Origin of the sequence: Haloferax sulfurifontis ATCC BAA-897, from assembly GCF_000337835.1 — an archaeon.
GTDB classification, from domain to species: Archaea; Halobacteriota; Halobacteria; order Halobacteriales; family Haloferacaceae; genus Haloferax; species Haloferax denitrificans.
Genome location: NZ_AOLM01000017.1, coordinates 16960 through 43597 on the forward strand (window position 1 = coordinate 16960; position 26638 = coordinate 43597).

The 26638-nt window shown below is 66.9% G+C and carries 27 protein-coding genes; 8 read left to right on the forward strand and 19 right to left on the reverse strand.

Annotation, left to right across the window (positions count from 1 at the left end; translation table 11 throughout):
- Nucleotides 1-30 precede the first annotated feature (30 nt).
- A complete protein-coding gene (locus C441_RS08520; RefSeq protein ID WP_007274739.1) occupies nt 31-2124 on the forward strand; it encodes an acetate--CoA ligase family protein in 2094 nt (697 codons plus the stop codon).
- A 26-nt stretch (nt 2125-2150) separates the two neighbouring features.
- A complete protein-coding gene (locus C441_RS08525; RefSeq protein WP_007274740.1) occupies nt 2151-3254 on the forward strand; it encodes a phosphotransacetylase family protein in 1104 nt (367 codons plus the stop codon).
- Nucleotides 3255-3306: 52 nt separating this feature from the next.
- Here the strand turns inward: C441_RS08525 and C441_RS08530 are convergent, their stop codons facing one another.
- The 3 genes from C441_RS08530 to C441_RS08540 all read right to left on the reverse strand — a co-directional run bounded on the left by C441_RS08530 (nt 3307) and on the right by C441_RS08540 (nt 5840).
- Entirely contained in the window at nt 3307-3495 is a 189-nt protein-coding gene (locus C441_RS08530) for a hypothetical protein (RefSeq protein ID WP_007274741.1), read from the reverse strand.
- A 39-nt stretch (nt 3496-3534) separates the two neighbouring features.
- Nucleotides 3535-4644 carry a M24 family metallopeptidase gene (locus tag C441_RS08535; protein ID WP_007274742.1) on the reverse strand — a complete coding sequence of 370 codons (1110 nt, stop codon included), beginning with the start codon at nt 4642-4644 and terminating at the stop codon, nt 3535-3537.
- A gap of 92 nt (nt 4645-4736) precedes the next feature.
- On the reverse strand, nt 4737-5840 hold the full coding sequence (locus C441_RS08540) for a hemolysin family protein (RefSeq protein WP_007274743.1): 1104 nt from the start codon (nt 5838-5840) through the stop codon (nt 4737-4739).
- 217 nt (nt 5841-6057) lie between these two features.
- Between C441_RS08540 and C441_RS08545 the strand changes: the two genes are divergently transcribed.
- The 3 genes from C441_RS08545 (at nt 6058) to C441_RS08550 (ending at nt 7708) form a co-directional block, all read left to right on the forward strand.
- Nucleotides 6058-7095 (forward strand): DUF7544 domain-containing protein, encoded by a 1038-nt coding sequence (locus tag C441_RS08545; protein ID WP_007274744.1) that lies wholly within the window; start codon nt 6058-6060, stop codon nt 7093-7095.
- 184 nt (nt 7096-7279) lie between these two features.
- Nucleotides 7280-7450 carry a hypothetical protein gene (locus tag C441_RS19890; RefSeq protein ID WP_007274745.1) on the forward strand — a complete coding sequence of 57 codons (171 nt, stop codon included), beginning with the start codon at nt 7280-7282 and terminating at the stop codon, nt 7448-7450.
- Between the two features lie 30 nt (nt 7451-7480).
- Nucleotides 7481-7708 (forward strand): DUF7543 family protein, encoded by a 228-nt coding sequence (locus tag C441_RS08550; RefSeq protein WP_007274746.1) that lies wholly within the window; start codon nt 7481-7483, stop codon nt 7706-7708.
- A gap of 1 nt (nt 7709) precedes the next feature.
- Here the strand turns inward: C441_RS08550 and C441_RS08555 are convergent, their stop codons facing one another.
- Both C441_RS08555 and C441_RS08560 read right to left on the reverse strand, forming a co-directional pair.
- Nucleotides 7710-8492, reverse strand: coding sequence for a CBS domain-containing protein (locus C441_RS08555; protein ID WP_004971025.1), 783 nt, complete (start codon nt 8490-8492; stop codon nt 7710-7712).
- Between the two features lie 43 nt (nt 8493-8535).
- On the reverse strand, nt 8536-9993 hold the full coding sequence (locus C441_RS08560) for a DHH family phosphoesterase (protein ID WP_007274747.1): 1458 nt from the start codon (nt 9991-9993) through the stop codon (nt 8536-8538).
- 89 nt (nt 9994-10082) lie between these two features.
- Here C441_RS08560 and C441_RS08565 point away from each other — a divergent pair, with 89 nt between their 5' ends.
- Entirely contained in the window at nt 10083-10463 is a 381-nt protein-coding gene (locus C441_RS08565; protein WP_007274748.1) for a DUF7522 family protein, read from the forward strand.
- Nucleotides 10464-10500: 37 nt separating this feature from the next.
- Here the strand turns inward: C441_RS08565 and C441_RS08570 are convergent, their stop codons facing one another.
- From C441_RS08570 to C441_RS08635, 14 genes are all read right to left on the reverse strand, one after another.
- Complete coding sequence (locus tag C441_RS08570; RefSeq protein ID WP_007274749.1) at nt 10501-12021, reverse strand: NADH-quinone oxidoreductase subunit N; 1521 nt, start codon at nt 12019-12021, stop codon at nt 10501-10503.
- A complete protein-coding gene (locus C441_RS08575) occupies nt 12022-13551 on the reverse strand; it encodes a complex I subunit 4 family protein (RefSeq protein ID WP_007274750.1) in 1530 nt (509 codons plus the stop codon). It lies immediately after the preceding gene.
- A complete protein-coding gene (gene nuoL / locus C441_RS08580) occupies nt 13548-15584 on the reverse strand; it encodes an NADH-quinone oxidoreductase subunit L (protein ID WP_007274751.1) in 2037 nt (678 codons plus the stop codon). Before nuoL ends, C441_RS08575 begins: the two co-directional genes overlap by 4 nt.
- Before the next feature lie 4 nt (nt 15585-15588).
- Nucleotides 15589-15891 (reverse strand): NADH-quinone oxidoreductase subunit NuoK, encoded by a 303-nt coding sequence (gene nuoK / locus C441_RS08585; RefSeq protein ID WP_007274752.1) that lies wholly within the window; start codon nt 15889-15891, stop codon nt 15589-15591.
- Nucleotides 15891-16259 (reverse strand): hypothetical protein, encoded by a 369-nt coding sequence (locus tag C441_RS08590; protein ID WP_007274753.1) that lies wholly within the window; start codon nt 16257-16259, stop codon nt 15891-15893. The genes nuoK and C441_RS08590 overlap by 1 nt, the downstream gene beginning before the upstream one ends.
- The gene (locus C441_RS08595) at nt 16256-16516 is read right to left on the reverse strand and encodes an NADH-quinone oxidoreductase subunit J (protein ID WP_004971032.1); all 261 of its coding nucleotides are present in this window, start codon (nt 16514-16516) and stop codon (nt 16256-16258) included. The genes C441_RS08590 and C441_RS08595 overlap by 4 nt, the downstream gene beginning before the upstream one ends.
- A gap of 105 nt (nt 16517-16621) precedes the next feature.
- Nucleotides 16622-17083: a NuoI/complex I 23 kDa subunit family protein gene (locus tag C441_RS08600; protein ID WP_004971033.1), complete on the reverse strand. Its 462-nt coding sequence runs from the start codon at nt 17081-17083 to the stop codon at nt 16622-16624.
- Nucleotides 17080-18129, reverse strand: a complete 1050-nt coding sequence (locus tag C441_RS08605) for a complex I subunit 1/NuoH family protein (RefSeq protein WP_007274754.1) — start codon at nt 18127-18129, stop codon at nt 17080-17082. The genes C441_RS08600 and C441_RS08605 overlap by 4 nt, the downstream gene beginning before the upstream one ends.
- Nucleotides 18129-19805: an NADH-quinone oxidoreductase subunit D gene (locus C441_RS08610; protein WP_007274755.1), complete on the reverse strand. Its 1677-nt coding sequence runs from the start codon at nt 19803-19805 to the stop codon at nt 18129-18131. Before C441_RS08610 ends, C441_RS08605 begins: the two co-directional genes overlap by 1 nt.
- Complete coding sequence (locus C441_RS08615) at nt 19802-20503, reverse strand: NADH-quinone oxidoreductase subunit B (RefSeq protein WP_004971036.1); 702 nt, start codon at nt 20501-20503, stop codon at nt 19802-19804. Before C441_RS08615 ends, C441_RS08610 begins: the two co-directional genes overlap by 4 nt.
- Nucleotides 20500-20916, reverse strand: coding sequence for an NADH-quinone oxidoreductase subunit A (locus tag C441_RS08620; protein ID WP_007274756.1), 417 nt, complete (start codon nt 20914-20916; stop codon nt 20500-20502). The genes C441_RS08615 and C441_RS08620 overlap by 4 nt, the downstream gene beginning before the upstream one ends.
- A 199-nt stretch (nt 20917-21115) precedes the next feature.
- Nucleotides 21116-21727, reverse strand: coding sequence for a 5-(carboxyamino)imidazole ribonucleotide mutase (gene purE / locus C441_RS08625; RefSeq protein ID WP_007274757.1), 612 nt, complete (start codon nt 21725-21727; stop codon nt 21116-21118).
- A gap of 30 nt (nt 21728-21757) precedes the next feature.
- Nucleotides 21758-22906, reverse strand: coding sequence for a 5-(carboxyamino)imidazole ribonucleotide synthase (locus C441_RS08630; protein WP_007274758.1), 1149 nt, complete (start codon nt 22904-22906; stop codon nt 21758-21760).
- A 169-nt stretch (nt 22907-23075) separates the two neighbouring features.
- Nucleotides 23076-24824 (reverse strand): flippase activity-associated protein Agl23, encoded by a 1749-nt coding sequence (locus C441_RS08635; protein ID WP_007274759.1) that lies wholly within the window; start codon nt 24822-24824, stop codon nt 23076-23078.
- A gap of 107 nt (nt 24825-24931) precedes the next feature.
- Here C441_RS08635 and ribH point away from each other — a divergent pair, with 107 nt between their 5' ends.
- Entirely contained in the window at nt 24932-25336 is a 405-nt protein-coding gene (gene ribH / locus C441_RS08640; RefSeq protein WP_007274760.1) for a 6,7-dimethyl-8-ribityllumazine synthase, read from the forward strand.
- Entirely contained in the window at nt 25333-26487 is a 1155-nt protein-coding gene (locus C441_RS08645; RefSeq protein ID WP_007274761.1) for a pyridoxal phosphate-dependent aminotransferase, read from the forward strand. The genes ribH and C441_RS08645 overlap by 4 nt, the downstream gene beginning before the upstream one ends.
- Nucleotides 26488-26638 lie beyond the last annotated feature (151 nt).

Here is a 26638-nt window from a genome sequence, read left to right on the forward strand (position 1 = left end):
TTATCAGTCAATGACGGGAATCAACAACCAATGGGAGAGCTATCCGAATTGTTCGCGCCGAACCGAATCGCGGTGGTCGGTGCGACCGAGCGCGAAGGAGCAATCGGGCGGGCAATCATGGACAACCTCATCGACGAGTTCGACGGTGAGGTCGTTCCGGTCAACCCCAAGTACGACGAACTGTTCGGCCTGCAGTGCTACGGCGACGTCGGCGAGACGAACGCCGACCTCGCGGTCATCGTCGTTCCCCCGAAGGTCGTCCTGCCGGCGATGAAGTCCGCCGGGGAGGCGGGTATCCAGAACGTGGTCGTCATCACCGCCGGCTTCGGTGAGACGGGCAGTGAGGGAGCCGCCCGCGAGCAGGAACTCCGCGACATCGCCGAGGAGTACGACCTCAACGTCGTCGGCCCGAACAGTCTGGGCATCATGAACACGGACGTGGGCATGAACGCGACGTTCGGCCCCGACATGGCCCTCGACGGCAACATGTCGTTCATGAGCCAGTCGGGCGCGTTCATCACGGCCGTCATCGACTGGGCCAACGACGAGGACATCGGCTTCAAGGACATCGTCTCGTTGGGTAACAAGGCCGTCCTCGACGAGGCCGACTTCATCGAGACGTGGAACGACGACCCCGACACCGAGGTCATCATCGGCTATCTCGAGGGCATCTCCGCGGGCCGCGAGTTCATCGACTCCGCCCGCGACGTGACGAAGGACACGCCCATCGTCCTCGTCAAGTCCGGCAAGACCGACGCCGGCGCGCAGGCCGCCTCCTCGCACACCGGCACCATCGCCGGCTCCGACGCCGCCTACGAGGCCGGCCTCGAACAGGCGGGCGTCATCCGCGCGGAGTCCGTCCAGCACCTGTTCGACACCGCCCGCGTGCTGGGCGACCAGCCGGTCCCCGAGAACAAGGACGTGGCCGTCATCACGAACGCCGGCGGCCCCGGCGTCATGACGACCGACGCCATCGGCGAGTCGGAGCTGAAGATGGCCGACTTCACCGACGAGACGCTCGAGGCCTTCTCCGAGTCGCTCCCCGCCGAGGGGAACATCTACAACCCGGTCGACATCGTCGGCGACGCCGACAACGCCCGGTTCAAGGAGGCCCTCGACGTGGCGCTCGCCGACGACAACGTCGGCATGGCGCTCGTGTTGACCTGTCCGACGGCCGTCCTCGACTACAACCAACTGGCCGCCGACACCGTCGAGCTACAGGAGAAACACGACAAGCCCATCGCCGCCTGCTTCATGGGCGGCGAGCGCGTCGACGCCGCCTCCGACGTGATGAAAGACGCGGGCATCCCGAACTACTTCGACCCCTCGCGCGCCGTCGACGGCCTCGAAGCCCTCTCGAAGTACGCCGACATCCGCCAGCGCGAGTACGACGCGCCCACCGAGTTCGACGTGGACCGCGAGCGCGCCCGCGAAATCCTCGAAACCGTCGAGGACCGCGACGACACCCGCCTCGGCGTCGAGGCGATGGAACTGCTCGACGCCTACGGCATCGAGACGCCGACCGGGGACATCGTCGACGACCCCGCCGACGCGCTCGAAGTCGCCGAAAACATCGACGGCGACGTCGTGATGAAAATCGTCAGCCCGGACATCCTCCACAAGTCCGACATCGGCGGCGTCAAGGTCGGCGTCGGAAACGAGGACGTCTACGACGCCTACGAGGACCTCGTCACTCGCGCGAAGAACTACCAGCCCGACGCCAACATCCTCGGCGTGCAGGTCCAGGAGATGGTGAACCTCGACGACGGCGTCGAGACCATCGTCGGCATGAACCGCGACCCGCAGTTCGGCCCGCTCATGATGTTCGGTCTCGGCGGCATCTTCGTGGAAATCCTCGAAGACACGACGTTCCGCGTCGCGCCCGTCTCCGAGGCGGAAGCAGAAGACATGACGAAGGAAATCGACGCCGCGCCGATGCTCCGCGGCGCCCGCGGTAACGACCCGGTCGACATCGGCGGCATCACGGAGACCATCCAGCGGCTCTCCCAGCTCGTCACCGACTTCCCGGCCATCCTCGAACTCGACATCAACCCGCTCGTCGCCCTGCCGGACGGCGTGAAGGCCGTCGACGTTCGACTCACCGTCGACCCGGACGAACTTTAAACACTTCACCACCCTATCACTCAACAATGAACACGGTACTCGTCACCTCGACCGGAGAAAGCACCGGGAAGACCGCAATCACGCTCGCACTCGGCGTCCTCGCCAAGGAGCGCGGGCTGGACGTGGGCTACATGAAGCCCAAGGGCACCCGCCTGCAGTCCAGCACCGGCAAGACCCTCGACGAGGACCCGATGCTCGCCCGAGAACTGCTCGACATCGACGCCGAGATGCACCAGCTCGAACCCGTCGTCTACTCCCCGACGTTCATCCAGGGAGCCGTCCGCGGCAAGGAGAACGCCGAGGAGCTCTCGGAGGTCATCTCCCACCACTTCGAGGACATCTCGGCCGGCAAGGACCTGATGCTCGTCGAGGGCGGCGGCTCCTACCGCACCGGCGGCATCGTCGACCTCACCGACGGCGACGTGGCGAACCTCCTCGACGCCGAGGTCATCCTCGTCGCCGACTACCAGCACCCGAGCGACCTCGACGACGTGGTCGCGGCGGTCGAAGACATCGGCCCCGACCGCCTCGCCGGCGTCGTGTTCAACCGCGTGAGCGACGCCGTCTACGACGAACTCGAAACCGAGATCGCGCCGTTCCTCGAAGCCCGCGGCGTCCCCGTCCTCGGCGTCGTCCCGACCGAAAAGGACCTCGCGGGCGTCACCGTCGAGGAACTCGCGAACGAACTCGGCGCGGACTTCGCCACCGACGCGCCGACCGACGCCTTCGTCGAGCGCTTCCTCGTCGGCGCGATGGGCGGCGACGCGGCGCTCCGCTACTTCCGCCGCACGAAGAACGCCGCGGTCATCACCGGCGGCGACCGCGCGAACATCCAGCGCGCCGCGCTCGAAGCCCCCGGCGTCAAGTGTATCATCCTCACCGGCGGCCACCGACCCGTCGGGGCCGTCATCGGCAAGGCCGAACAGAAGGGCGTCCCGGTGCTCCTCGTCAACGGCGACACGCTCTCTGTGACCGACCGCGCCGAGGACATCGTCAGCACGGGCCGCACCCGCGACGAGCGCACGGTCAACCGGATGCGCGACCTGCTGTACGAACACGCCGACATCGACGCCATCATCGGGGACATCGAACCGTCCGGTGACGACGCTGTCGACGGCGACGACGAGTAACGACTGACGCGCCGGCAGTCTCGACTGCGTTGCTTTCTTTCGGGCTTCGGACTCAGGCCCCGTTTCCGTCGCCCTCGCGACTATCGAGGTAGTCGTTGACGAGCGACGGCGCGACGACGCCGACGGCGAGCAGTGCGAGAAACGAGACGGTGAACTGCCCGGTGGCCTCCTCCACGAGGTAGGCGACCGGGAGGGCGGCGAGGACGAACCCGGTGACGACGAGCGTCTGTCGGGAGACCATGCGCCCGCTACGGCAGTCAGCGAGTTAACAGCTTTGCACCTAACAGCGCCAGCCGCGGTCGGTGTCGTTCAGGAGTTCCGCGCCGTCGTCGGTGACGACGACGAGGTCTTCGATTCGGACGCCGAACTCGTCGGGGAGGTAGATTCCCGGTTCGACGCTGAAGACGTGGCCGACTTCGAGTTCGCGGTCGCTCCCGGCGACGATGTACGGCTCTTCGTGCACGTCGAGGCCGACGCCGTGGCCGGTCCGGTGGATGAAGCGGTCGCCGTAGCCCGCCTCCTCGATGACCTCGCGGGCCGCGCGGTCGACGTCGCCGGCGGCGACGCCCGGTTCGACGGCCTCGACGGCGGCGGTCCGGGCGGCCTGCACGACGCCGTGGACCTCCGCGAACTCCGCGGGCGGCTCGCCGGCGAAGACGACGGTCCGGGTCTGGTCGCTCGGGTAGTGGTCGACGACGGTGCCGAAGTCGAGGACGACCGGGTCGCCCGACTCGATGACTCGGTCGCCGTGGCTGTGGTGCGGCATCGCCCCGTTCGGACCGGAGCCGACGAGCGGGCCGAAGGGAATCCCCTCGCCGCCCTCGTCGGCGAGGAGGCGCTCGATTTCCGCCGCGAGTTCGTTCTCGGTCATGCCGACGGCGTCGTCGCCCATGTCGCGGACGCGCTCGACGGCGCGGTCGACGGCCGCCCCGGCGCGGCGGAGCGCGTCGAGTTCGGCGTCGTCCTTCCGCGCGCGGAGCGGCGCGACGACCTCGCCCGCGAGGCCGAAGTCGGCGTCGGGAAGCGCCGCCCGGAGGTCCTGCGAGAAGCGCGCCCACATCGTGTCGTCGACGAGGACGCGGCCGCCGGCGAGGGCGAGGTCCGAGACGATGTCCGCGAGGGCGTCCCGCGGGTCGTCGTCGTCGTCGCTCCACGTGCGCACGTCGGCGACCCACGACTCGGCGCGGACCTGCGTCTCGTAGAGGTCTGGGACGAGAAACACCGGGTCGCCCTCGCGGGGGACGAAAAGAAGCAGATGGCGTTCCGCGGGCGCTTCGTCGAAGCCCGAGAGGTACAGCAGGTTTCGGCTGGGGAACAACACGGTCGCGTCGGCGTCCGCGTCGGTCAGTCGCTCCTGGCAGGCGCGGGTCCGTCGTTCGAAGGGCGTCATGCGAGTCGATACGAGCCCCGGGAGAAAAGCGTGGGCGGTCTGCGAGCGCGTGCCGGGGCGCTGGCCACCGGTCGGCCCGCCCCTCGGGCGCCCTACGCTCCGAGGTCCAGCGGGTCGTAGAGCTGGCCGGTGATGGACTCGAAGGCGTCGGAGGCGGTCACGAGACCGACCACGGAGCCGCTTTGGGGGTCGCGGACCATGGCGAGCTCCTGATTCTCTGCTTGGAAGCGGTCGATGAGGTCGCTGACCGAGAGGTCCGAGGGGACCGAAAGCGGGGGCGCGGCGATGTCGTCGAGGCGGCGGTCGCCCGACTGGAGGCGGTCGATGTTCGAGAGCACCGTCGGCGCGTAGACGACGCCGCGCACGTCGTCGAGCGAGTCGCCGACGAGCGGGAACCGCGAGTGCTGGGGGTTCGCCCGGACGCGTTCGAGGTTATCGTCCGTGGTCGCGTCGGCCGAGAGCGCGACGACGCGGTCCGCGGGGACCATCACGTCGCGGACGGGTAACTCGCCGATGCGGAGCGCGTTGAGCACCTCCTCGCGGCGGTCCTTCGGAAGCGAGCCCTGCGAGAGGATGTCCCCCATCTGGCTTCGGACCTCGCCGCGACTGAGCCGGGGTCCCTCGCCCGCGGAGCCGTCGCCGTCCTCGTCGTCGAGTTCGGCCTCCTGCCACGACCGGGTTATCTCCACGCCGCCGAGCGACAGCAGGCGCTTCGCAAGCCAGTCGGCGACGACGATGACCGGGTACATCAGCTTCGTCCAGCCGTAGAGGACGGGCGCGGTGTACTTCGCCACCGCGCGGGAGCGCTCGACGCCGAGATACGTCGGCACCTGCTCGCCGAGGACGACGTGCGAGAGGTTGATGACGACGAGCGCCAGCCCGACCGAAAGCGACGTGTGGGAACCCGCCGCTCCGCCGCCGCCGAGGGCCGCGTCGAAGGTGGCCGCGACCGCCGGTTCGGCGACGACGCCGAGGCCGACGCTGGCGATGGTAATCCCGACCTGACAGCCCGAGAGGTACACCTCCAGCCGTTCTGTCATCTCCCACGCGAGTTCGAGACCGCGGGAGCCCTCGAAGGCGGACTCGTCGAACTGCGGGACGCGCGTCATCGCGAACTCCGAGACGACGAAGAAGGCGTTCGCGAGCAACAACACGAGGCCGCCGCCGAGGCGAAGCGCGGTTTCGACACCTACCATGTGAGCCGAGCGTTCGAACCGGACTCCCCTGAGGGTGTCGGCTCGGACCGGCGGTGCGAACCTCTCGCGGGCGGTGCGGTCCGGGAGACCGATTCCGAGCGGTCAAAACGCTCCCAGAGCGGTCCAAGACGCTCCAAAACGGTTCGAAGCGGCCGGTGTGCGAGAGACACCTTAGCGCTCGAACAGCTTTATCTCGCGAGACGTCGCATTGTCACTCATGAGTTGGAAAGCAATCGACGCCCTCGACGACGCTCGTGACGCCACGACGTCGCTCCTCCTCCCGTTCGACGCGGGTCGATGGGCACGTCTCGCACTCATCGCCCTCTTCGTCGGCGGCCTCGGCGGTGGCGGTGGCACCGGTGGCAACACCGGAACGACCGTGAGCAACGGAGGCGGGTCGACGGATATCCCGGTCGACTCGCTCCCCGGGTTCGTGACGCCCGAGAACGTCTTCGCCGCGGTCATCGCGCTCGTGGCGGTCGGCCTCGTCCTCGGCCTCATCTGGTCGTTCGTCGGCTCCGTGATGCAGTTCGTTCTCGTGGACGCCGTCGTCACGAAAGACGTGCGCATCCGCAAGCCGTTCCGCGAGCGCTTCTGGCTCGGCGTCAGGCTGTTCGCGTTCCAAACCGGGCTGTTCGTCGCCGTGCTCGCGGTCATCCTGCTCCCGGTCGCCGCGGTGTTCTTCGGCTCCGTCGCGGTCACGCCCGGGATTGCCCTCCTCGCCATCCCGCTGGTGTTTCTCGCCATCGCGTTACTGTTCGCGGTCGCGGTCGTCATGCAGTTGACGACCGACTTCGTCGTCCCGACGATGATAGCCGAGGACCGCGCGCTCCTGTCGTCGTGGGGCCGGGTCGCTCCGGTGTTCCGCGCCGAACTCTCCGAGTTCGGACTGTACGTCATCGTCCGGTTCATCCTCGGCATCCTCGCGAGCATCGCCATCGGCATCGCGGCGCTCCTCGCCATCGTCGTCGTCGCCATCCCCTTCGCCATCGTCGGCGGCGGGGCGTTCCTCGCGCTCGACGCCGCGAACGTCGCGCTGTTCTCGACGGTCGGGCTGGTCGTCTTCGGCGCGCTCGGGGTCCTGTTCGTCCTCGCGGCCATCGCCGTCGGCGCGGTCGTCCAGATGCCCGTCGTGACGTACTTCCGGTACTACTCGCTGTTCTTGCTCGGGAGCGCCGACGACTCGCTCGACCTCGTCTCGCAGTTCCGGTCCGACGACGACACGTCGGCCCCGGAGGGCCCAACGCCCGCCTGAACATCGCCGACGCGCTCGCAGGTTCGGCGCGCTCGCCCGCGCGCCCCGGGACATCACCACCCCCGAAACAGCCGCCACGCCCCGAAACGCAACACTGTACGCCGTTTTTCGCATCGTCGCCGACGTGCCCGTCTCGGGCGATAAGCGGTGATTAATTAATACGTTGACACGCCTCGGTGTCGGTATGTCCTTCGAATGGGTCTCGTACTTCACGTGCGAGGAGTGTGGGCTAGAGCGCCCGTCGGCGGAGGTGCCTTACGACCGACTCGGCTACGCGGTCTGTCCGAACTGCGGCACGGAGACGCGCCCGGCCGCGCCGACGGCGACCGACGCATCGACGCTGGCGGATGGGTAGACACTTCGGCCTCCGCCGTCATCGCCCGGTATGAGTTGGACGGAGGCCCGCCGAGACGACCGCATCGTGGAGTGGGAACGGAGCGACGGCCACGCGACCATTCGGCTCCGACGCGGGCCGAACGCGTGGCACGTCAGGGTCGACCGACTCTATCAGTCCGCCGAGGGCCGCGGCTACGAGGGCGAGCGCTTCGAATCTGAGCCGGAAGCCCGCGAAGCCGTCGACGCGTGGAAAGCCGAGTACGACGTGGAGAACTGAGCTACTGTAGTCGGCGCGTCGTCTCGACCAGCGGGTGTCGGGCGTAGTCGACGATGTCGATGTCCGAGATGGACTTCAGACCCTCCTTTTCTGCGGTCCGTTGCATCCCGAGTTCGACGGGGTCGTCGACGACGATGACGTAGGCGTCCATCTCCTCGATGCCGATGCGGTCGGCCGCGAGGACGCGGTGGTGTCCGTCCGCGAGGAGCAACGTCCCGTTGTTGTCGATGACGACGAGCGGCTCCGCGAGACCGCGTTCGAGTTCGTACCGGCGGCCGTCGAGTTCGTCGGCGTAGACGCGCGCCTGCGTGGGTATGAGGTTCGAAAGCGCGACGGTCCGGCGCTCCTGGTGGACCGTGATGCCGTGAATCTGTTCGAGCGTCCGCATGAGTTTGCCCACCTTCTCGGGCGTCGCGCGCTCGATTTGGCTTCGGATGACGTCGGTGTTCGAGATGATGCCGACGAGGTTGCCCGCGTCGTCGACGACCGGGAGCTTCTGGATGCCCGACCGGAGGATGACGCGGGCGGCGTCGTTGACGTCCATCTCGGGGTGGGCGACGACGAGGTCCGTCGCCATCACCGTCTCGATACTCGCGTCGTCGTCCGACAGGAGGATATCTCGGGCCGTGACGAATCCCTCGGCCTTGCGGCCGTCACAGACGGGAAATCCGTTGTGGCCGTCGCTTTCCGCGATGCGTTGGGCGACGTCCGCGACCGTGTCGGTCGGAGAGACGGTCTGGACCTCGCGCGTCATGTACTCCTTGACGGTCGCTTTAGTACTCATCTCCCACCTGATAGGGCCACCGTCGGCAAAAACGTGTGGGCGCTTACTCATCGATCGGGTACTCGAAGGCGACGTCGGTATCCAGACTCGGCGTCGGCGTCGCGTGCTCCAGCGTCTCGAACATCCGCCCGGCGACGATGTCCGTGACGATAGTCGCGAGCGACTCCCGAGAGTCGTCGCCCACGTCGTCGAGAATGCCTAACGGAATCTGTGCGCCCGCCATGTCGGCGTGGCCGCCGGCGCTCCCGATGGTGCCGAGGGCGTCTCGAAACGCCTCGCCGAGGTCGACCCGCGCTCCGCGGGCGCGACCGGAGACGTAGACCGTCCCGTCCATCAGGCCGTAGACGACCGTCACCTCGACGCCCTCCATCCCGAGGAGGTGGTCGGCGGCCTGCGCGAGGGCGTCCCGCTCGCGGATGTCGCCGACGTTCGTCGTGAGAACGTTGCCCCGAACGTCGCGGTTCGAGATGGCGCGGGCGAGCGTCTCCATCGTCTCCGAGGTCAGACTCGGCGTCTCGACCCGTTCGAGCAGGGCCATGTCGACGTGGGGGATGAGGAAGGCGGCGGCCTCGAAGTCGGCCGTCGAGACCTCCCGCGTGAAGTCGTTGGTGTCGACCTGGATACCGAACAACAGCGCCGTCGCGACCGTCGTGTCGGGGACGATGCCGAGCCGGTCGAGGTACTCCGCGAGGAGCGTGCTCGTCGCGCCGACGCCGCGTCTGAGGTCCACGTACGCCGCCTCGACCGGCGCGCGCGGCGGGTGGTGGTCGATGACGATGTCGATTGTCGTCTCCGGCGGGAGGCGGTCGTTGACGCCCGGCCGGGAGTGGTCGACGAGCGCGAAGCCGGCGTACTCGTCGTCCGAGGGCACCTCGTCGAGGACGCGGAGGTCCAACTCGAGGAGGTTGACGAGCGCGCGGTTCTCCTGGTGAGAGATGTCGCCGAAGTAACACGCGTCGGCCTCGACGCCCGCGCGTTCGGCGATGGCTTGTAGCGCCAGCGCCGCGGCGATGGCGTCGGGGTCCGGGTTGTCGTGCATCACGACCGCGAGTCTGCCGTCGACGTTCCGGAGCACCCGCATCAGGCGGTTCAACCGCTCCGTGTGCGACGTGCCGACGGCGTCGAGGATGCGGTCTGTGACCACTTCCTGCGGGTCGATGACCTCGTCGGCGAGGGCGTAAACCTCGTCGCGGACCGACGGCTCGGCGTCGTCGCCGAGGTAGACGACAAGCGGCGCGTCCGGGCAGTGTTCGCTGGCCGCGCGCGCCGCGTCGAGGTTCAACCGTGGAGACTGTCCGCCGACGATGACGAGGTCGACCGCGTCGGGATAGGTCGACGGGTCGGCGGGGTCGCCCTCTCTCGCGTCGATGCCGTCCGAGCGGAGGTCCTCGGCGCGCCCCTTCCGGTCGGTGACGACCGTCACCGTCCCGCCGCGGCCGGCGAGTTGCTCGACGAGGTCCCCACCGAGTGACCCACAGCCGAGAACCAGGCGACGTACCATACAGGAACGGTCGAACTCCGGCCGCAAAACCCTACCGTCCTCCAATCCGGCGATGATATTATGTCATGGCATACCATGTCACATATACGATGGAACTCGAGACGCAACTGCTCCCCGAATCGCGAGCCGAGTCGTTCGTCCGAACCTGTCGAACCGTCGTCGGCGATGACCTCAGGAGCGTGACGTACTTCACCCACGACCGCTGTGAGCAGATGTACCTCCGGAGCGACCTCGAAGCCGACGCCGACCTCACCGGGTTCGTCGAACACGAGACCGACGGGTTTCAGGCGCGGACCGCCTACCGCGGCTCCGAGCTCGGCGACTACCGCTACACCGTCCGCGCCTTCGACCACGGCTACCTGACGCGGGTGACCGCCGACGACAGAGGCGTGTTCGTCACGACCGACGGCCTGACGCTCCGCCGCTCCGAGGAGTTGGCGTCGGCGCTCGGCGAGCTACTGCGCGAGTAAAAGAAAAACCGAACCGGAACCGGAATCGCCGAACCGCTCAGAAGAGCGCCGCGGCGACGGTCTGGGCCGTCTCGATGACGGGCTGAGAGCCGGGCAGGAGCAGGACCGTCCCGACCGCGGCGAAGACGATTGCCACGTACAGCCCGACCGGCTGACTGCCGATTTCGAGGTCCGCCGACGGCTCTTCTATCCACATCGCTTTCACGACGCGGCTGTAGTAGAACAGCGACAGCGCGCTGTTGACCGCGCCGACCGCGGCGAGCCACCAGAAGCCGGATTCGATGGCCGAGAAGAACAGCGCGTACTTCGAGAAGAAGCCGCCGAACGGCGGCAGGCCCGCGAGCGAGAACATGAAGACGGTCATCGCCGCCGCGGCGATGGGTGCCTTCGAGGCGATGCCGTTGTAGTCCTCGAACGTGCGGCCGAGGCCCCACTTTTCGACCATGGCGATGAACAGGAACGCGCCCGTGTTCATGAAGCCGTAGACGAACAGGTGCGCCATGCTCGCGCCGAGCACGTCGCCGTTCGCGGCACCGCCGTCGACGGTGATGGCCGCGAGACCGATGAGCGCGTAGCCGGCGTGTCCGATAGAGGAGTACGCCAGCATGCGCTTTACGTTCTGTTGGGTCGCCGCCGCGAAGTTACCGAGCGTCATCGTGACGACGGCGAGCAACGCGAACAACAGCGACCAGTCGACGCTCCCGCCGCCGATCGACGTGACGGTTCCGAGGGGGAACGCGACCGTGAAGACGCGGAAGGCGACGACGAAGCCGGCCGCCTTCGACGCCGACGAGAGGAACGCGCTCACCGGAGCGGGCGCGCCCTCGTAGGCCTCCGGCGCCCAGAAGTGGAACGGGACGGAGGCGGTCTTGAACGCGAAGCCGCCGGCGATCATCAGCACGCCGAGGCCGAGGACGCCGACGAGTTCGGTGCCCTCCGCGAGCGACGCGGCGATTTCCGGGAGCACCAGCGAGCCGGTGACGGCGAACACGAGGCTGATACCGAACGCGAACACCGCCGACGACAGCGCGCCGATGAGGAAGTACTTCAGACCCGCCTCGATGCTCCCGCGGTCCTCCTTGAGGAACGCGACGAGCGCGTACGAGGGCAGGGACGCCAGTTCGAGGCTGACGAAGACGGTCGCCAGCGAGTTCGACATCCCCATGAGCGTCATGCCGGTCGCGGCGAACAGCACGAGGGCGTAGAACTCGCCTTGGTAGCGCTGGTCCGCGAGGTAGTCGTACGAGGCGACCGAGACCATCGCGGCGACGCTGGTGAAGATGAGCGTGAAGAACAGGCTCATCCCGTCGACGACGAGCGCGTCGCCGTACAGCGATATCGCGCCGCCGGTGGACTCCATGCCGGTTCCGCCGATGAGGAACCAGCCGGCGATGCCGCCCGCGGCGAGCGCGCCGAGCGTCGCCGTGCCGGCCAGGAGGCCGTTGTTCGTGGAGTCCGGGTCGATGGTGTCGATGAGTAGCAGTGCGAGCCCCGTCAGTGCGAGCACGATGGCGGGAGCCGTCGCCGCCCACTCGGGGAGCGCCTGGAGGGGCGTCATCTAGAACGCACCTCCCAGTTCGAGAATCGGGGTAACCGCGTCTTGAATCATCGTGAAGAAGATGTCCGGAGAGACACCGAGCACGATGGTGAGAAGCAACAGCACCGCGAGGGGTGCGACGTCGTGGAACGGTGCCTCCGTGATGTCGTAGTCGCCGTCGAACCGGAAGGGTCCGAACAGCGTCCGCTGCATCGCGAACAGCAGGTAGCCGGCGACGATGACGATACCGAACATCCCGGCGCCGGTGAAAAGCGGCATGGCCTCCATCACCGTGGACTCGAACGCGCCCTTGAAGATGAAGAACTCGGCCGCGAAGCCGGCCATGAGCGGCAGGCCCATGTAGCCGAACGCGCCGGCGACGAAGATGCCCGCCGTAACGGGCATCCGGTCGGCGATGCCGGACATGTCCGACACCATGCGCGTGTGGGTCGTGTTGTAGATGACGCCGACGGCCATGAACATCAGACCGGAGATGAGGCCGTGGGCGACCATCTGGAAGGTCGCACCGCCGACGCCGTAGGTGGTGTAGGCGATGAGACCGAGGATGACGTACCCCATCGACGAGACGGAGGAGTACGCGACGATGCGCTTGAGGTCCTGCTGTGCCAGCGCGAGAAGCGCGCCGTAGATGACGCTCGCGACGGCGAGCAGGGCGATGGGGAGCGCGAAGGCGCGCGCCGTCTCCGGGAGCATCGTGAAGTTGAACCGGAGCAGGGCGTAGGTACCCATCTTCAGGAGGACCCCAGCCAGCATGACCGACACCGGCGTGGGGGCCTCAACGTGTGCGTCCGGAAGCCACGTGTGAAGCGGGGCGACCGGGACCTTGACCGCGAACCCGATGAACATCGCGATGAACGCGACCGACGCGAGCGCGCCGGCCGACAGTCCCGCGAAGCTCCCGAGTTGACCGGCCTGCAACGCCTGTGCGATTTCCGGCAGGCGGAGCGACGTGATGGAGTCGCCGAGGCCGAACACGAGCGAGACAAACCCGATGAACATCACGAGCGACGCGATGTTCGTGTAGACGAAGAACTTGATCGCCGCGTACTTGCGGCGGGGACCGCCCCAGACGCCGATGAGGAAGTACATCGGGAGCAGGACGGCCTCCCAGAAGATGAACCAGACGAAGAAGTCGAGCGCCGTGAAGACGCCGAGCAGGTTCGCCTCCATCAGGAGCATCAGTCCGAAGAACTGGGACTGGCGCTCCGAGATGGGCGTCCACGCGCTGACGATAGCCAGCGTGGTGAGGATGGTCGTGAGGACGACAAGCGGCATGCTGATGCCGTCGACGCCGACCATCCAGTGGATGTCGTACTGGCCGAGCTGCAGCCAGACGACGTCTGTCTCGAACGCGATGTTCCCGCCGAGAAGGGCGTTCCCGCTCGCGTCGTACTGTTGCCACATGTAGAGGCTCCCGACGACGGGAGCCAGACTCAGCGCGAAGGCCGCCTTGCCGGCGTACCGGTCCGGCAGGACGAAGGTGACCAGCGCGGCGAGGAACGTGACTGCGATGAGCGCTTCGATTATCATGCGAACCAACCTCCGAGCAGACCAAGACCGAGAAGGAGCGCGGTCAGACCGAGCGTGAGGAGCGCCGCGTAGTTGCTCACCACGCCGGTCTGAATGCGCTTGACGCGACCGCCGGCGAACAGACTCACGCTGGAGACGCCGTTGACGACGCCGTCGACGATGCCCTGGTCGAACTTGTCGAGGGCGCGCGAGATGGGCTGGACGACGCCGGTCGCGATCCAGACCTGGTACTCGTCCTGGTAGTAGTTGTTGTACAGGACGGTCTTGATGCTCCCGAGCTTGTCCGTGTGTTCGACGGGCTCGGGGACGTTGTACAGGCGGTAGGCGAGCCCAGCGCCCGCGAGGGCGAGAGCGAGCGAGACCAGCCCGGGCGCGATGGAGCCGATGCCGGCCGGGTGGAGCCCCGCGCCGACGCCGCTTTCGAGCACTTCGAGGTAGTGGTGCGCGGTCAGCGACGAGATGCCGCCGTCGAGCCAGTCGTGGAGGAACGTGAGGTGAATCCCCGTGAGGTCCTCCACCGGGGCCATGTTGACGAGGCCGGTGACGGCCGCGAGCACGCCGAGGACGGCGAGCGGGAACTTGACGTTCCAGCCGAAGCCGTGCGGGTCGCGCGCGGTCTCGCTACGCGGTTCGCCGTGGAACGTGAGGAACACCATCCGGAAGGTGTAGAACCCGGTGAAGAACACGGCGATGAGCCCCATCGCGTACGCGAGGAGGAAGACGGTCCCGAGACCGCCGTCGGTCCCGAGGCCGTGGTTGAGCGCCTCGTAGAGAATCTCGTCTTTCGACCAGAAGCCGGCGAACGGAACGATGCCGGCGAGGGCGAGCGAGCCCGAGAGGAACGCGTAGTACGTCACGGGCATCTTCTCTTTGAGGCCGCCCATGTCCCACATGTTCTCGTTGTGGTGCATCGCGATGATGACCGCACCGGCACCGAGGAACAGAAGCGCCTTGAAGAAGGCGTGGGTGAGCAGGTGGAACGTCGAGGCGACGTAGCCTCCGACGCCGAGCCCGAGCATCATGTAGCCGTACTGGCTGATGGTCGAGTACGCGAGCACCTGCTTGATCTCTTTCTTGACGACGCCCATCGTCGCGGCGAAGAGGGCCGTGAAGCCGCCCACGAGCGCGATGATACCGAGCGTCGTCGGGGTCAGCGCGTAGAAGCCGTACATCCGGGCGACGAGGTAGACGCCGGCCGCGACCATCGTCGCCGCGTGAATGAGCGCGGAGACGGGGGTCGGACCTTCCATCGCGTCCGGAAGCCACGTGTGCAGGGGGAACTGCGCGGACTTGCCGACGACGCCCCCGAGAACGAGGAGGCCGACGACGGTGAACCACGCCTGTTCGCCCATGCCGAGGAACGTGTTGACCGCGTGCTCGCCGTGGAGCGCCTCCTCGGCGAGGACCGGGAACGCCTCGGGGCCGGCGAACGCCGCCGAGCCGAACGTCGCGAACACCGCGACGACGCCGATGAGGAAGAAGTAGTCACCGAAGCGGGTGACGAGGAACGCCTTCTTCGCGGCGCTCGGCGGGCCCTGCTGGCGGAACCAGAAGCCGATGAGCAGGTAGGAACACAGGCCCACCAGCTCGAAGAACATGAACGCCATGAGGAGGTTGCTGGACACGACGAACGCCAGCATCGACGCGGTGAACAGGCCGAGTCCGGCGTAGTAGCGCGGGAGGCCCGTCTCGCCCTCGTCGTTCATGTAGCCGAGGCTGAAGATGTGGACGAGGACGGCGACGAGCGTCACGATGACGAGCATCATCGACGAAAGCGGGTCGATGAGCAGGCCGAAGTCGAGCGAGACCGCGTCGCCGGCGCCGGTCGCCCACGTGTAGATGTGTTGGTTGTAGGTCTGTCCGCCGCTGACGGCGAAGAACGTCGCGATGGACAGGACGAACGAGCCCGCCGTCGCGCCGATACCCGCCAGCGCGCCTCCCTTCGGCATGTACCGTCCCGCCCCGAGCGCGATCAGGAACGAGAGGAACGGGAGGAGGACGATGGCCGGAGCGAAGTCTAAGATACCTGCCATAATGTTACCACCTCATCGTGGTCGCGTTGGTCACGTCCACGCCGTCGAAGTTGCGGTACAGTACGAGGATGATGCTGATACCGACCGCCACCTCGGCGGCGGCGAGCGCCATCGTGAACAGCCCGAACGTCTGGCCCGTCACGTTGCCCCAGTAGTAGGAAAAGGCGACGAGGTTGATGTTCGCGGCGTTCAGCATCAGTTCGACCGACATCAGGAACAACAGCGCGTTCCGACGGGTCAAGAGGCCGAAGATGCCGATGCAGAACACGGCGGCCGACAGGACGAGGTAATACTGCGCGGGCACCATCAGTTGTCACCCTCCTCGTCGTCGAACAGCGTCTGCTTGAGTTCCCGACCGCCGTCGGTCAGGATGGTCCGCATCTGCCCCGCGGTGTCCTCGCGGCGAGCGAGGAGCACCGCGCCGGCGAGCGCGGCGACGAGCACGAGGTCGATGATTTCGAACGCGACCAGCATGCTCTCGCCGTCGACGCTTCCGAACCCGAGGTTGAACATCGAATAGCCGATGCTCGCGGTGATGTTTGCTCCCTCTGCGAACCCCTGTGGGTCCGGGAACGACGCACCGAGGAACACGACCGCCATCACGACGAACAGCGCGACGGCGGCGAGTCCGGGCACGAGGTGCGAACCGAGTTTCAGCTGTGGTTTCGTGGTCATGTACTACTCACCTCCGGATTGATACGCGTCAGCATCACGGCGAACGTGATGAGAATCAGGACCCCGCCGACGTAGACGAGGACCTGCATGGCGGCGAGGAACTCCGCCTGCAACATCACGTAATGCACCGCGACGCTCAAGAGCGCGCCCCCGAGCAGGAGTGCGGAATGCCAGATGTCCCGCACGAGGACGACGCCCAGGCTGCAGCCCACGGTGATGAGGGCGAACAGCGCGAACGCGATGGTTTCATAAACCATTGTGTGTGTCTCCTTGAGATATCCCTTTGAACATTTCGAGAACGTCCTCAGCGTCCGGTAGCGGACGCGGGCTGACGGGACTCGAACGATTCACTCGCGGTCATGTTACTGGTAGTCGACCTCTCCTTCGCCCTCGCCGACCCACGCGTTGCGGTCGGGGTTGCGGGAGTTGAGCGGGTCGATATCCTTGTACCACGGGACGTTCTTGAGCTGTTCTTTGTTGTAGACGAAGTCGTTTTTCGTGTCCGCCGTGAACTCGAAGTTCTGCGTGAGCAGGATGGCGTCGACGGGACAGACCTCCTCGCACAGCCGGCAGTAGATACACTGGCCGATGTGGAGGTTGTACTGCTCGCCGTTGCGCTTGTCGTCCTGAACGATCTGAATCGTGTCGTTCGGACAGACGTTCTCACACTGGCGACACCAGATACACCGCTCTTGGCTGAACTTGTGGACGCCGCGGAAACGCGGGCTCACTTCGGGCGCGGTCTCGGGGTACTCGACCGTGAACGTCTGCCCGTCGAGCGCGTGCTTCAGCGTCACTGCCATGCCTTTCAGAATTCCGATCATGCAATCACCCCCACGATGATGGCCGTGAGAACCAGGTTGGCGAAGGAGAGTACGAGCATCCCCTTCCAACCGATTTCGAGGAACTGATCGACGCGAAGGCGCGGCACCGCAGAGCGCGCCCACTGGGTGAACAGGAAGAACGCCCAGATTTTGATGGTGAACCAGACGAATCCGGGAAGCACCGGACCAGCCGGACCGCCGAGGAACAGGGTCGCCGCGATAGCGCCGCCGAGGAAGATGTGGATGAACTCACCGAGGTAGATGAGCACGAAGTAGACCGAGGAGTACTCGGTCTGATACCCGGCGACGATTTCGGTCGGCGCTTCGGGGATGTCGAACGGGTTGCGGCCGACCTCCGCGAGGTTCGCGATGACGAACAGCGCGAACGCGAATGGGTTGACGAACGCGAACCACGTCGGAATCGTCACGCCCGCGACCGAAAGCAGTGGTTCGGCCTGCACGGCGACGATTTCGCTCATCCGGAGCGAGCCGGCGAAGATGACGACCGAGGCCGCCGTGATGACGAGCGGAATCTCGTAGGCGATGTTGGCCGCGACGGCGCGGAGCGCGCCGATAAGCGAGAACTTGTTGTTCGATGCGTAGCCGGTCATGACGATGCCCAGCGAGGCGATAGACGCCGCGGCGAAGGCGAACGCGAGGCCGGTCTCGGGGTCGGCGAGCTGGATGCCGTTCCCCATCGGGATGACGGCGAACCCGAGCAGTGCGGAGAAGGGGATGACCATCGGCGCGAGGTCCCACGCGGGACGGTCGACGCCCTCGGGAACGATGAGTTCCTTCGACAGGAGTCGGACCGCGTCCGTGACGATGGTCAAGAGGCCGAACGGACCGATTCGGTTGACCGCGATGCGGTCACCGAAGGCGGCTGTAATCTTCCGCTTGGCCCACGGTCCGGCGAACGCCGTCATGATGAGCATGATGTTGGCGACGAGGAACGCGCCGACGAGTCCGCCGACGACGTCACCGAGGACGCCTTCGAGACCGAGGAGGCCGCTGACCGTGTCCGGAAGAACTGCCTGCAGACTCATTACCGGTCCACCTCTCCGAGGACGATGTCGAGACTGCCGAGCGAGGCAATCATGTCCGGGATGTACTCACCCTCGGACATCTCGGGGAGCGTCTGCAGGTTCGAGAAACACGGGCTTCGAATCTTGAAGCGGGCCGGCTTGTCCGTGCCGTCGGCGCGGATGTAGATGCCGAGTTCGCCCTTCGCGCCTTCGACGGCGCGGTAGATTTCCGTGTCCTCGTCGGGCTTGAGGGTGCGCGGAACGTTGGCCTGGATGTTCCGCTCGTCTTCGGGCCAGTCTTCGAGGAGGTCGACACACTGCTGGATGATCTTGGCCGACTCCTCGACCTCGCGCATGCGCACGAGCAGGCGCGAGAAGTTGTCGCAACCGTCCTCGACGACGACGTCCCAGTCGAGTTCGTCGTAGTAGCCGTAGGAGTCGTCGCGCCGGAGGTCGTAGTCGATGCCGGAGCCGCGGGCGACCGGGCCGGTCGCGCCGTAGCTCTTTGCGACTTCCGGCGGCAGGACGCCCGTGCCGACCGTGCGGGCCTGCAGAATCTCGTTCGAGGTGATCATGTCGTGGTACTCCTCGAGCGCCTGCGGAAGCCCGTCGAGGAAGTCACGAACCTTCTCGAAGAACTCCTCGCGGGGTTCGGGGAGGTCCCAGACGACCCCGCCGAGCCGGAAGTAGTTGAACATCATGCGCTGACCGGTGAGGTCTTCGAGGATGTTCTGGACGATTTCGCGGTCCCGCATGGCGTACATGAAGATGGCCGTGAAGTCGCCGTACACGTCCAGCGCGAACGTGCCGAGCGCGATCATGTGCGACGCGATGCGGCACAGTTCCGCGCCCATCGTGCGGATGATCTGGGCGTACTCGGGGACTTCGATGTCCGCGAGGTCCTCCGCGGTGCGGGCGTAGGCCCACTCGTTCAGGAGGCCGGCCGAGATGTAGTCCCAGCGGTCGGGGTACGGCATAATCTGGTGCCGGTAGGTCCCCTGCTGGCACATCTGCTCTTCACAGCGGTGGAGGTAGCCGATGTCGGCGTCGAGGTCGACGACCTGCTCACCGTCGACGACGGTCTCGACGTGCAGCACGCCGTGGGTCGCCGGGTGGTGGGGACCGATGTTGATGTACATCGTGTTGCTGTCCCCCGCGGCGCGGTGGTCCTCCTCCAGCGGGTTGGCGTGCTCGCGGAGCGTCGCTATCTGCGGGCGGTCCTGGTCGTAGTCGAGTCCGAGCGGGTGACCCTGCCACGTGTCGGGCAGGAGGATGCGACGCAGGTCCGGGTGGTCTTCGTACTGGATGCCGACGAGGTCGTACGCCTCCCGTTCGTGCCAGTCGGCCGTCCGGAACACTGGCTCGGCGGACTGACTGACCGGGTTGTCCTTCGACGTGGGCACGACGACCGAGACCTCGTCGGTCCGGTCGTCGAACTTCGTCAGGTGATAGATGGACTCGTAGCGGTCCTCGTACTCCTGTGCGGTCACACACGAGAGGTGGTCGAAGCCGGCCTCGTCGCGGAGCTTGAACAGCGCGTCTTGGACCTCGTCGGGACGGATGACGAGGCCGGGCGCGTTCATGTGCTCTTCGCGGCCGACGACGAGGTCGCCGAGCAGGTCGGCGAGTTCGTCGCCGCGGCTGACGCCCGATTCGAGTTCCGCGGGCTCGTCGGACTGTTGTTCTTCGAGGCTCATGGCGAATCAGCCCAGTTGTACCGCATGACGAGGTCGTCTTCGTCGATCTGCGCGGCGAGTTTGTCGACGATTTCGTCGGATTCGAGGTCGCCGAACTGCTCGAGTTCGTACGGCTTGACCGTCACCGGGCTGGACTCGCCGTTCGCGATGCGCTCTTGGAGCTTCGCGATACCGTAGATGAGCGCCTCCGGGCGCGGCGGACAGCCGGGGATGTGGATGTCCACCGGGATGACCTCCTCTGCGCCCTTGATGACGTTGTAGCCCTCCTGGAACGGGCCGCCGGAAATCGTACACGACCCCATGCCGACGACGAACTTCGGTTCGGGCATCTGGTCGTAGACGCGCTTCATGCGCGGGGCGAACTTCGAGACGATCGTCCCCGGCACGATAATCACGTCGGCCTGTCGCGGCGACGCGCGCGGCACACCCGCCGCGAACCGGTCCAAGTCGTGCTTGATCGCGTAGGTGTGCATCATCTCGATGCTGCAGCAGGCGATACCGAACTGCAACATGAACATCGAGGAGCCGCGGACCCAGTTCATGAACTTGTCGAACTTCGTGAGGATGAACGGTGACGAGCCGAACGCCTCCCGAAGCTTCGAGTTGAACCGGTCGTCAGCCCCCGCCATGCGGGCGTCGCGGGTCTCGGTCTGTACCTGTGTATCGTCCGTGACGAATGGCTTCTGTTCGCTACTCATGCATCTTGTCTCTCTGTCTTACGACGACTTGCCTGCGGGCTTTTGACCCACTTGACAGCGCCGTTGCGCCACGCCCAGACGAGGCCGACGACGAGGACGCCGATGAAAACGAGCATCGGCGTCAGAATCGTCGCCAGCGACGCGCCCTGTTCGAGGGCCGAGCGGTAAATGACCGTCCAGGGGAAAATCAGGACGGTCTCGATGTCGAACACGAGGAACAGCAGCGCGACCATGTAGTACTGAATGTTAAACTGGACGCGCGCCGTGCCTGTCGGCACCTCACCACTCTCGTACGTGGCACTCTTTCCTTGTTCCGGTACGCTTGGGCGAAGCAGCGCCGACACCGCCATCATCGCGAGCGGTATGCCGACACCAACCAGCCCCATCGCACCGATTGCAATCCAATCACTCATGCCGTGTCTCCCTGACGTGCGGCGGTTAGAAGCGCTCCCCTATAAACATTGATTTGTGTGTTTCGGGCGCGAGAGGGCTTCTATTTGGAAAATACGCGAGAGACGCCCGGAACCCCGCGCGGGCGGGGTTTCGACGCCGGTAGCGACCCCTGCTGACGAAAAAACGACCGCGCGGCAACGGGTGGCGAGACGCGCCCCGCTACCGCGACTCGCGGAAGCCGGCGACCCCGAGGTCGTGGAGCGCGGCCGAGGTCTCGGCCACGTCGGAAACGAGTTCTTCGTGGTAGTCGACGAGTCGGTCTTCGAGTTCGGGGTGGCCGCGGGAGAGCGCCTGTACCGCCGACAGCGCCGCGTTGAACGACTTACCGGCGTCGACCGCGACGATGGGCGCGCCCGTCGGCATCCCGATGACCGAGTCGACCGACTTCTCCTGGACGGGGACGCCGACGACCGGAATCGGGTACGCGATGGAGGCGGTCATGTTCGGCAGGTCCGCGGACTTGCCGCCCGCGCCGGCGATGATGACCTCGACGCCGCGGTCGCGCGCGGTGTCGCCGTAGGCGTACATCAGGTCCGGCGTCCGGTGCGCGGAGACGACGTACGTCTCGTAGGTGAATCGCTCCTCGGGCGGCGCGTCGAAGTCCGTCTGCTCGCCGAACCCGAGCGTGTCCAGCGCCTCGTGCGCGCCGGACATCACGTCGAGGTCGGAGTCAGACCCCATGATGATGCCCACGTCGGGCGTCGTCTCGGGGTCGCGGTCGGCGTCGGCCTGTGCGTGCAGTTCGTCGATGAGGTCCCGTTCTGTCGTCATAGGTCCAGTAGTGTCGTGATCGGTCGTCGGTCAGTCGAAGTGCAGTCCGTCGCGGAGCTCGCGTGCGCGTGCGAGAAGGGTTTCGAGGGCGGCGTCATCGTCGCCGACGGCGGTGAGGTGGCCCATCTTTCGCAGGGGCCGAACCTCGTCTTTGCCGTACCAGTGCAGCGAGACGCCGGATTCGGCGAGGGCGTCGTCGAGACCGCCGAGTCGCGCTGGCTGGCTCTCGTCGACCGTGCCGAGGACGTTCGCCATCACGGTGGGCGACCGGCGGGTCGTCGCGCCGAGGGGCCACCCGAGGACGGCGCGGACGTGCTGTTCGAACTGCGAGGAGAGCGCGCCCTCGATGGTCCAGTGGCCGGAGTTGTGCGGGCGCGGGGCGACCTCGTTGACGAGCACGTCGCCGTCCGGTGTCTCGAACAGTTCGATGCCGAAGACGCCGCGGCCTGGCAGATGCGAGAGCACCTCGCGGGCGACGCGGTCGGCCTCCTCGCGCACCGCGTCTGTGGTCCGCGCCGGGACGACGGTCTCGCGGAGAATCTCCTCCTCGTGGACGTTCTCGCCCACGGGGAACGTCCGAATCTCGTCTTCGCCGCGGACGCCGATGACAGAGAGTTCGCGCTCGAAGTCGACGAACGCCTCGGCCATCGCCGGGCCGCCGACCTCCTCGATGGCGGCCTCGGCGTCGTCGGGGTCGGTCACGGGAACGTTCCCGCGGCCGTCGTAGCCGCCGGTCCGGGCTTTCAGCATAACCGAGCCGAACTCGTCGAGCGCGTCGCGGAGGTCGGCCGCGTCGTCGACGCGGTGGAACGGCGGAATCGGGATGCCCGCCTCGCCGAAGGTGTCCTTCTGGACCAGTTTGTCCTCGATGGTCCGGAGCGCGTCGGGCGAGGGGTGGACCGCGATTCCCTCCTCGGCGGCCAGCTCGTCGAGCAGGTCGGGGTCGGCGAGCTCGATTTCGAACGTCAGCGCGTCGGCCCGCGCGGCGAGTTCCGCCATCGCCTCGGGGTCGTCGAAGTCGCCGACGATCTGGTCGGCGACGGCCGACGCCGGGCAGTCGGGTGTCGGGTCGAGCACGACGATGTCGACGCCGAGCGGTGCGGCGGCCTCGCCGAGCATGCGCCCGAGCTGGCCCCCACCGACGACGCCGAGCGTGGGTCCGGGTACGGTGACGGTCACAGTCGCGGATTCAGTACGTCGGTGCATAAACGTTGCCACATTCGGTGTCCAGATGTGCATGAGCGTGGATAAAATAGGACAGAATCGACGCCGACCGCGCCGGACGCTCGCGGCGCTCACCCCGGTCGAACGCGAGAAAAACCGGAGCGGTCGAACGTCCCGACCGGCGTCAGCCCCGCGTCTCGTTCGCGGCGGCGAGGGCGTCCTCGTCGATGAAGACGACCACGTCCTCGCTCCAGAGCTTGAAGGCGTGCTGGCGCGCGACGTAGCCGTCGAGTTCGGATTCGAGTTCGGCGCGGTCCCACTCGTAGGCGACGACGACCGGCGGCGCGTCGGCGGTCACCTCGGAGACGTTCGCGTCGGGCGCGCTACTGGTTCGCTCGACGTCCGCGCCCTCGAAGTACCACGGGAGCGGGAGGCGGCTGTGCCACGACGGCCCGCCGAGGGGGTCCGACTCGTTTGCGACGTAGAAGTGGGTCTCGTCGCTGTCCGGCGGGCGTGTGCCGTACAGGAGCACGTCGGTGCCGTCGTTGGCGGCCGACACGCGTGCCACGTCGTCGAGGGTGGCCTTGAGGTCGTTTTCGGGTTGGGCCCACTGGAGCACCTCGCTGTCGTCGTCGGTCGAGGCGTTCCAGTAGTCGACGTTCGCGGCCGCGACGCCGCCGACCGAGGCGACGAGGACGAGCGCCGCGAGACCGACGCCGACCGCGTCTTTACTGTCGAGCGCCCGCGCGCCGGAGCGGAAGACGAACGCCGCGCCGACCGCGGCGGGAATCGCGAGCGGGACGACAGCGTGGACGACGACCCACGGCGCTTGGATGTCGGTCGCCAGCGGGTAGCCGAAGATGCTCACGACGCCCCAGTAGGTGGCGAAGGCGACGAGCCACCGGATTCGACCGGCGACGACGCCGTAGCGGTCCACGACGACGCCGACGAGCGCGAAGACGATGAGCACCGGCGCGCCGTAGACGAACGTTTCGAGGAAGTCCTTCAGATACGGGAGGTACTCGTGAGACTGGTGGCTCCCGCCGAGCCAACTGCCGACCATCTCGGAGGCCGCGCCGACGGTCCCGGCTTCGAGCACCGGGAGCATCGGGACGGAGCCGCCGAGCGCGTTCCAGAGGCCGGGCCGCGGCGCGTAGAAGAAGACGAAGACGACGAGGAACGCGAGCAGGCCGCCGAGGACGCCCGCGGCGTAGCGAACCGCGCCGTAGCCGAGACTGCCGGCCCCGCGTGCGCGGAGTCGGTCGCGGAGGCTCGCCGGCAACTCCGAAAAGAGGATGTCGCGGGCTGACTCGCCGGCCGAGGTGCGGGCGAGCAGTCGGTGGTCGAACACGAGGAACGCCGCCCCGAGGAAACACGCGAGGTAGACGACGTAGTTCTCCTTCGTCGCCGACCCGGTCGCAAAGGAGACGCCCGCGGGGATGAGGTACGCGAGGCGGCCGGTGTCGTACGCGCGGACGACGAAGCCGAGCGCGACGAACGAGAAGGCGGCCACGAGCACGTCGTTGCGCATGAACCGCGAGTAGTAGACCAAAATCGGGTTCGCCGCGAGGAAGACCGCGAGCGCGACCATCTCGTCGCGGCGGAGGTGCTCGCGGAACAGCCAGACCGAAAGCGGGAGCAGGCCGCCGACGAGCGCCACCGGGAGCCGAGCCGTGAAGTCCGCCGCCGGCAGGACCGCAAAGAGGTAGTCGTTGACGACGGGGAGAAACGGGCCGTGGATGATGGGCCGGTAGGAGAACTCGCCGGTCTCGTGATAGCGCAGAATCCAGTAGCCGACGCGGCCTTCGTCCCAGTGGAAGATGCGACCGCCGAGGTCGACGAGGCGGACGAGGAGGGCGAGGGCCGCCACGCCGAGAATCGCCAGGAGGGCGCGGGACCGAGCGACCGTCTCGGTCCCACTGTCAGTACTCATGCCCACCCATCGCGACGCCGACAATACAACTTTTGTGCTTGGTCGTCGCCGGGACCAAATTCGGTCGGTGTCGGTAGTTCTTTTATCCGAGACGGGAAGGGTCGGCCATGGTCTCTCTCGGACTCGTCGTGGCCCGATTCAACTCGTCGGTCACGGAGCAGATGGAGGAGGCGGCCCGCGACGCGGCCGCCGAGCGCGACGCGGAGGTCGTCGAAACGATTCAGGTCCCCGGGGCGTACGACTCGCCGCTCGCGGCCGACCGACTCGCCCGCCGCGACGACGTCGACGCCGTCGCGGTCGTCGGCGCAATCGTCACCGGCGACACCGACCACGACCGCGTCATCGCCGACGCGACCGCGAAGTCGCTGACGGAGGTCTCGCTGGACCGCGACAAACCCGTCTCCTTCGGCGTCTCCGGCCCCGGCATGAGCGGCGCTGAAGCGCGCGAACGCGTCAGCAAAGGTGCGGAAGCGGTTTACGCCGCGACCGATATGGTGGAGGCGTTGGCATGAACTTCGATTTCAGCGACCGAGTCGGCCGCGTCGAACCGAGCGCGACGCTCGCCATCTCGAACCTCGCGAGCGAACTGGAAGCGCAGGGCGAAGACGTCGTCGACCTCTCGGTCGGCGCGCCGGACTTCCCGACCCCGGACAACATCACGCAGGCGGCGAAGGACGCCCTCGACGCGGGACACACGAGCTACACCTCGTCGAACGGGATTCCGGAACTCAAGGAAGCCATCGCGGCGAAGCTCCGCGGCAACGGCGTCGACGCCGAGGCCGACGAGGTCATCGTCACGCCCGGCGGCAAGCAGGCGCTGTTCGAGACGTTCCAGACGCTCGTCGACGACGGCGACGAGGTCGTGCTCCTCGACCCCGCGTGGGTCTCCTACGAGGCGATGGTCAAACTCGCCGGCGGCACGCTCAGCCGCGTCGACCTCGCCCAGCACGACTTCAAGCTCGAACCCGCGCTCGACGAACTCGGCGAAACGGTCTCCGACGAGACGAAGCTCCTCGTCGTCAACTCCCCGTCGAACCCGACCGGCGGCGTGTTCTCCGACGCGGCGCTCGAAGGCGTCCGCGACCTCGCGGTCGAGCACGACTTCGCCGTCATCTCCGACGAGATTTACGAGCGCATCGTCTACGACGGCTTCGAGCACACCTCGCTCGGCTCCCTCGACGGGATGGAAGACCGCACCATCACCATCAACGGCTTCTCGAAGGCGTTCTCGATGACCGGCTGGCGGCTCGGCTACCTCCACGCCCCGTCGGACCTCATCGCGCAGGCCGGCAAGCTCCACTCGCATTCGGTCTCCTGTGCCGTGAACTTCGTCCAGCACGCCGGCGTCGAGGCGCTCTCGGAGCGCACCAACGACTCCGTCGAGGAGATGCGCCAGGCGTTCGAGACCCGCCGCGACATGCTCGTGGACCTCCTCGCCGAACACGACGTCGACGTGGCCGTCCCGAAGGGCGCGTTCTACATGATGCTCCCCGTCGACGACGACGACCAGGCGTGGTGCGAGGGCGCGATTCAGGACGCGAAGGTGGCGACCGTCCCCGGAAGCGCCTTCAACGCGCCGGGCTACGCCCGAATCTCGTACGCCGCGAGCGAAGAGCGACTCCGCGAGGCCGTCGAGCGGCTCGCCGAGCACGACTACATCTGAGCCCCCCGCGGCGACCCGGTTTTTGCGGCGGCGTCTCGAACGGCACCCGAACCGTGACTGTCGGTTGAACTGTATGCTAGCGACGAACGTAATTTTTGCTGTCGTGTCGTTGGTTAGATTTATGTTTGTGACCTTCCATGTAGCATTCATA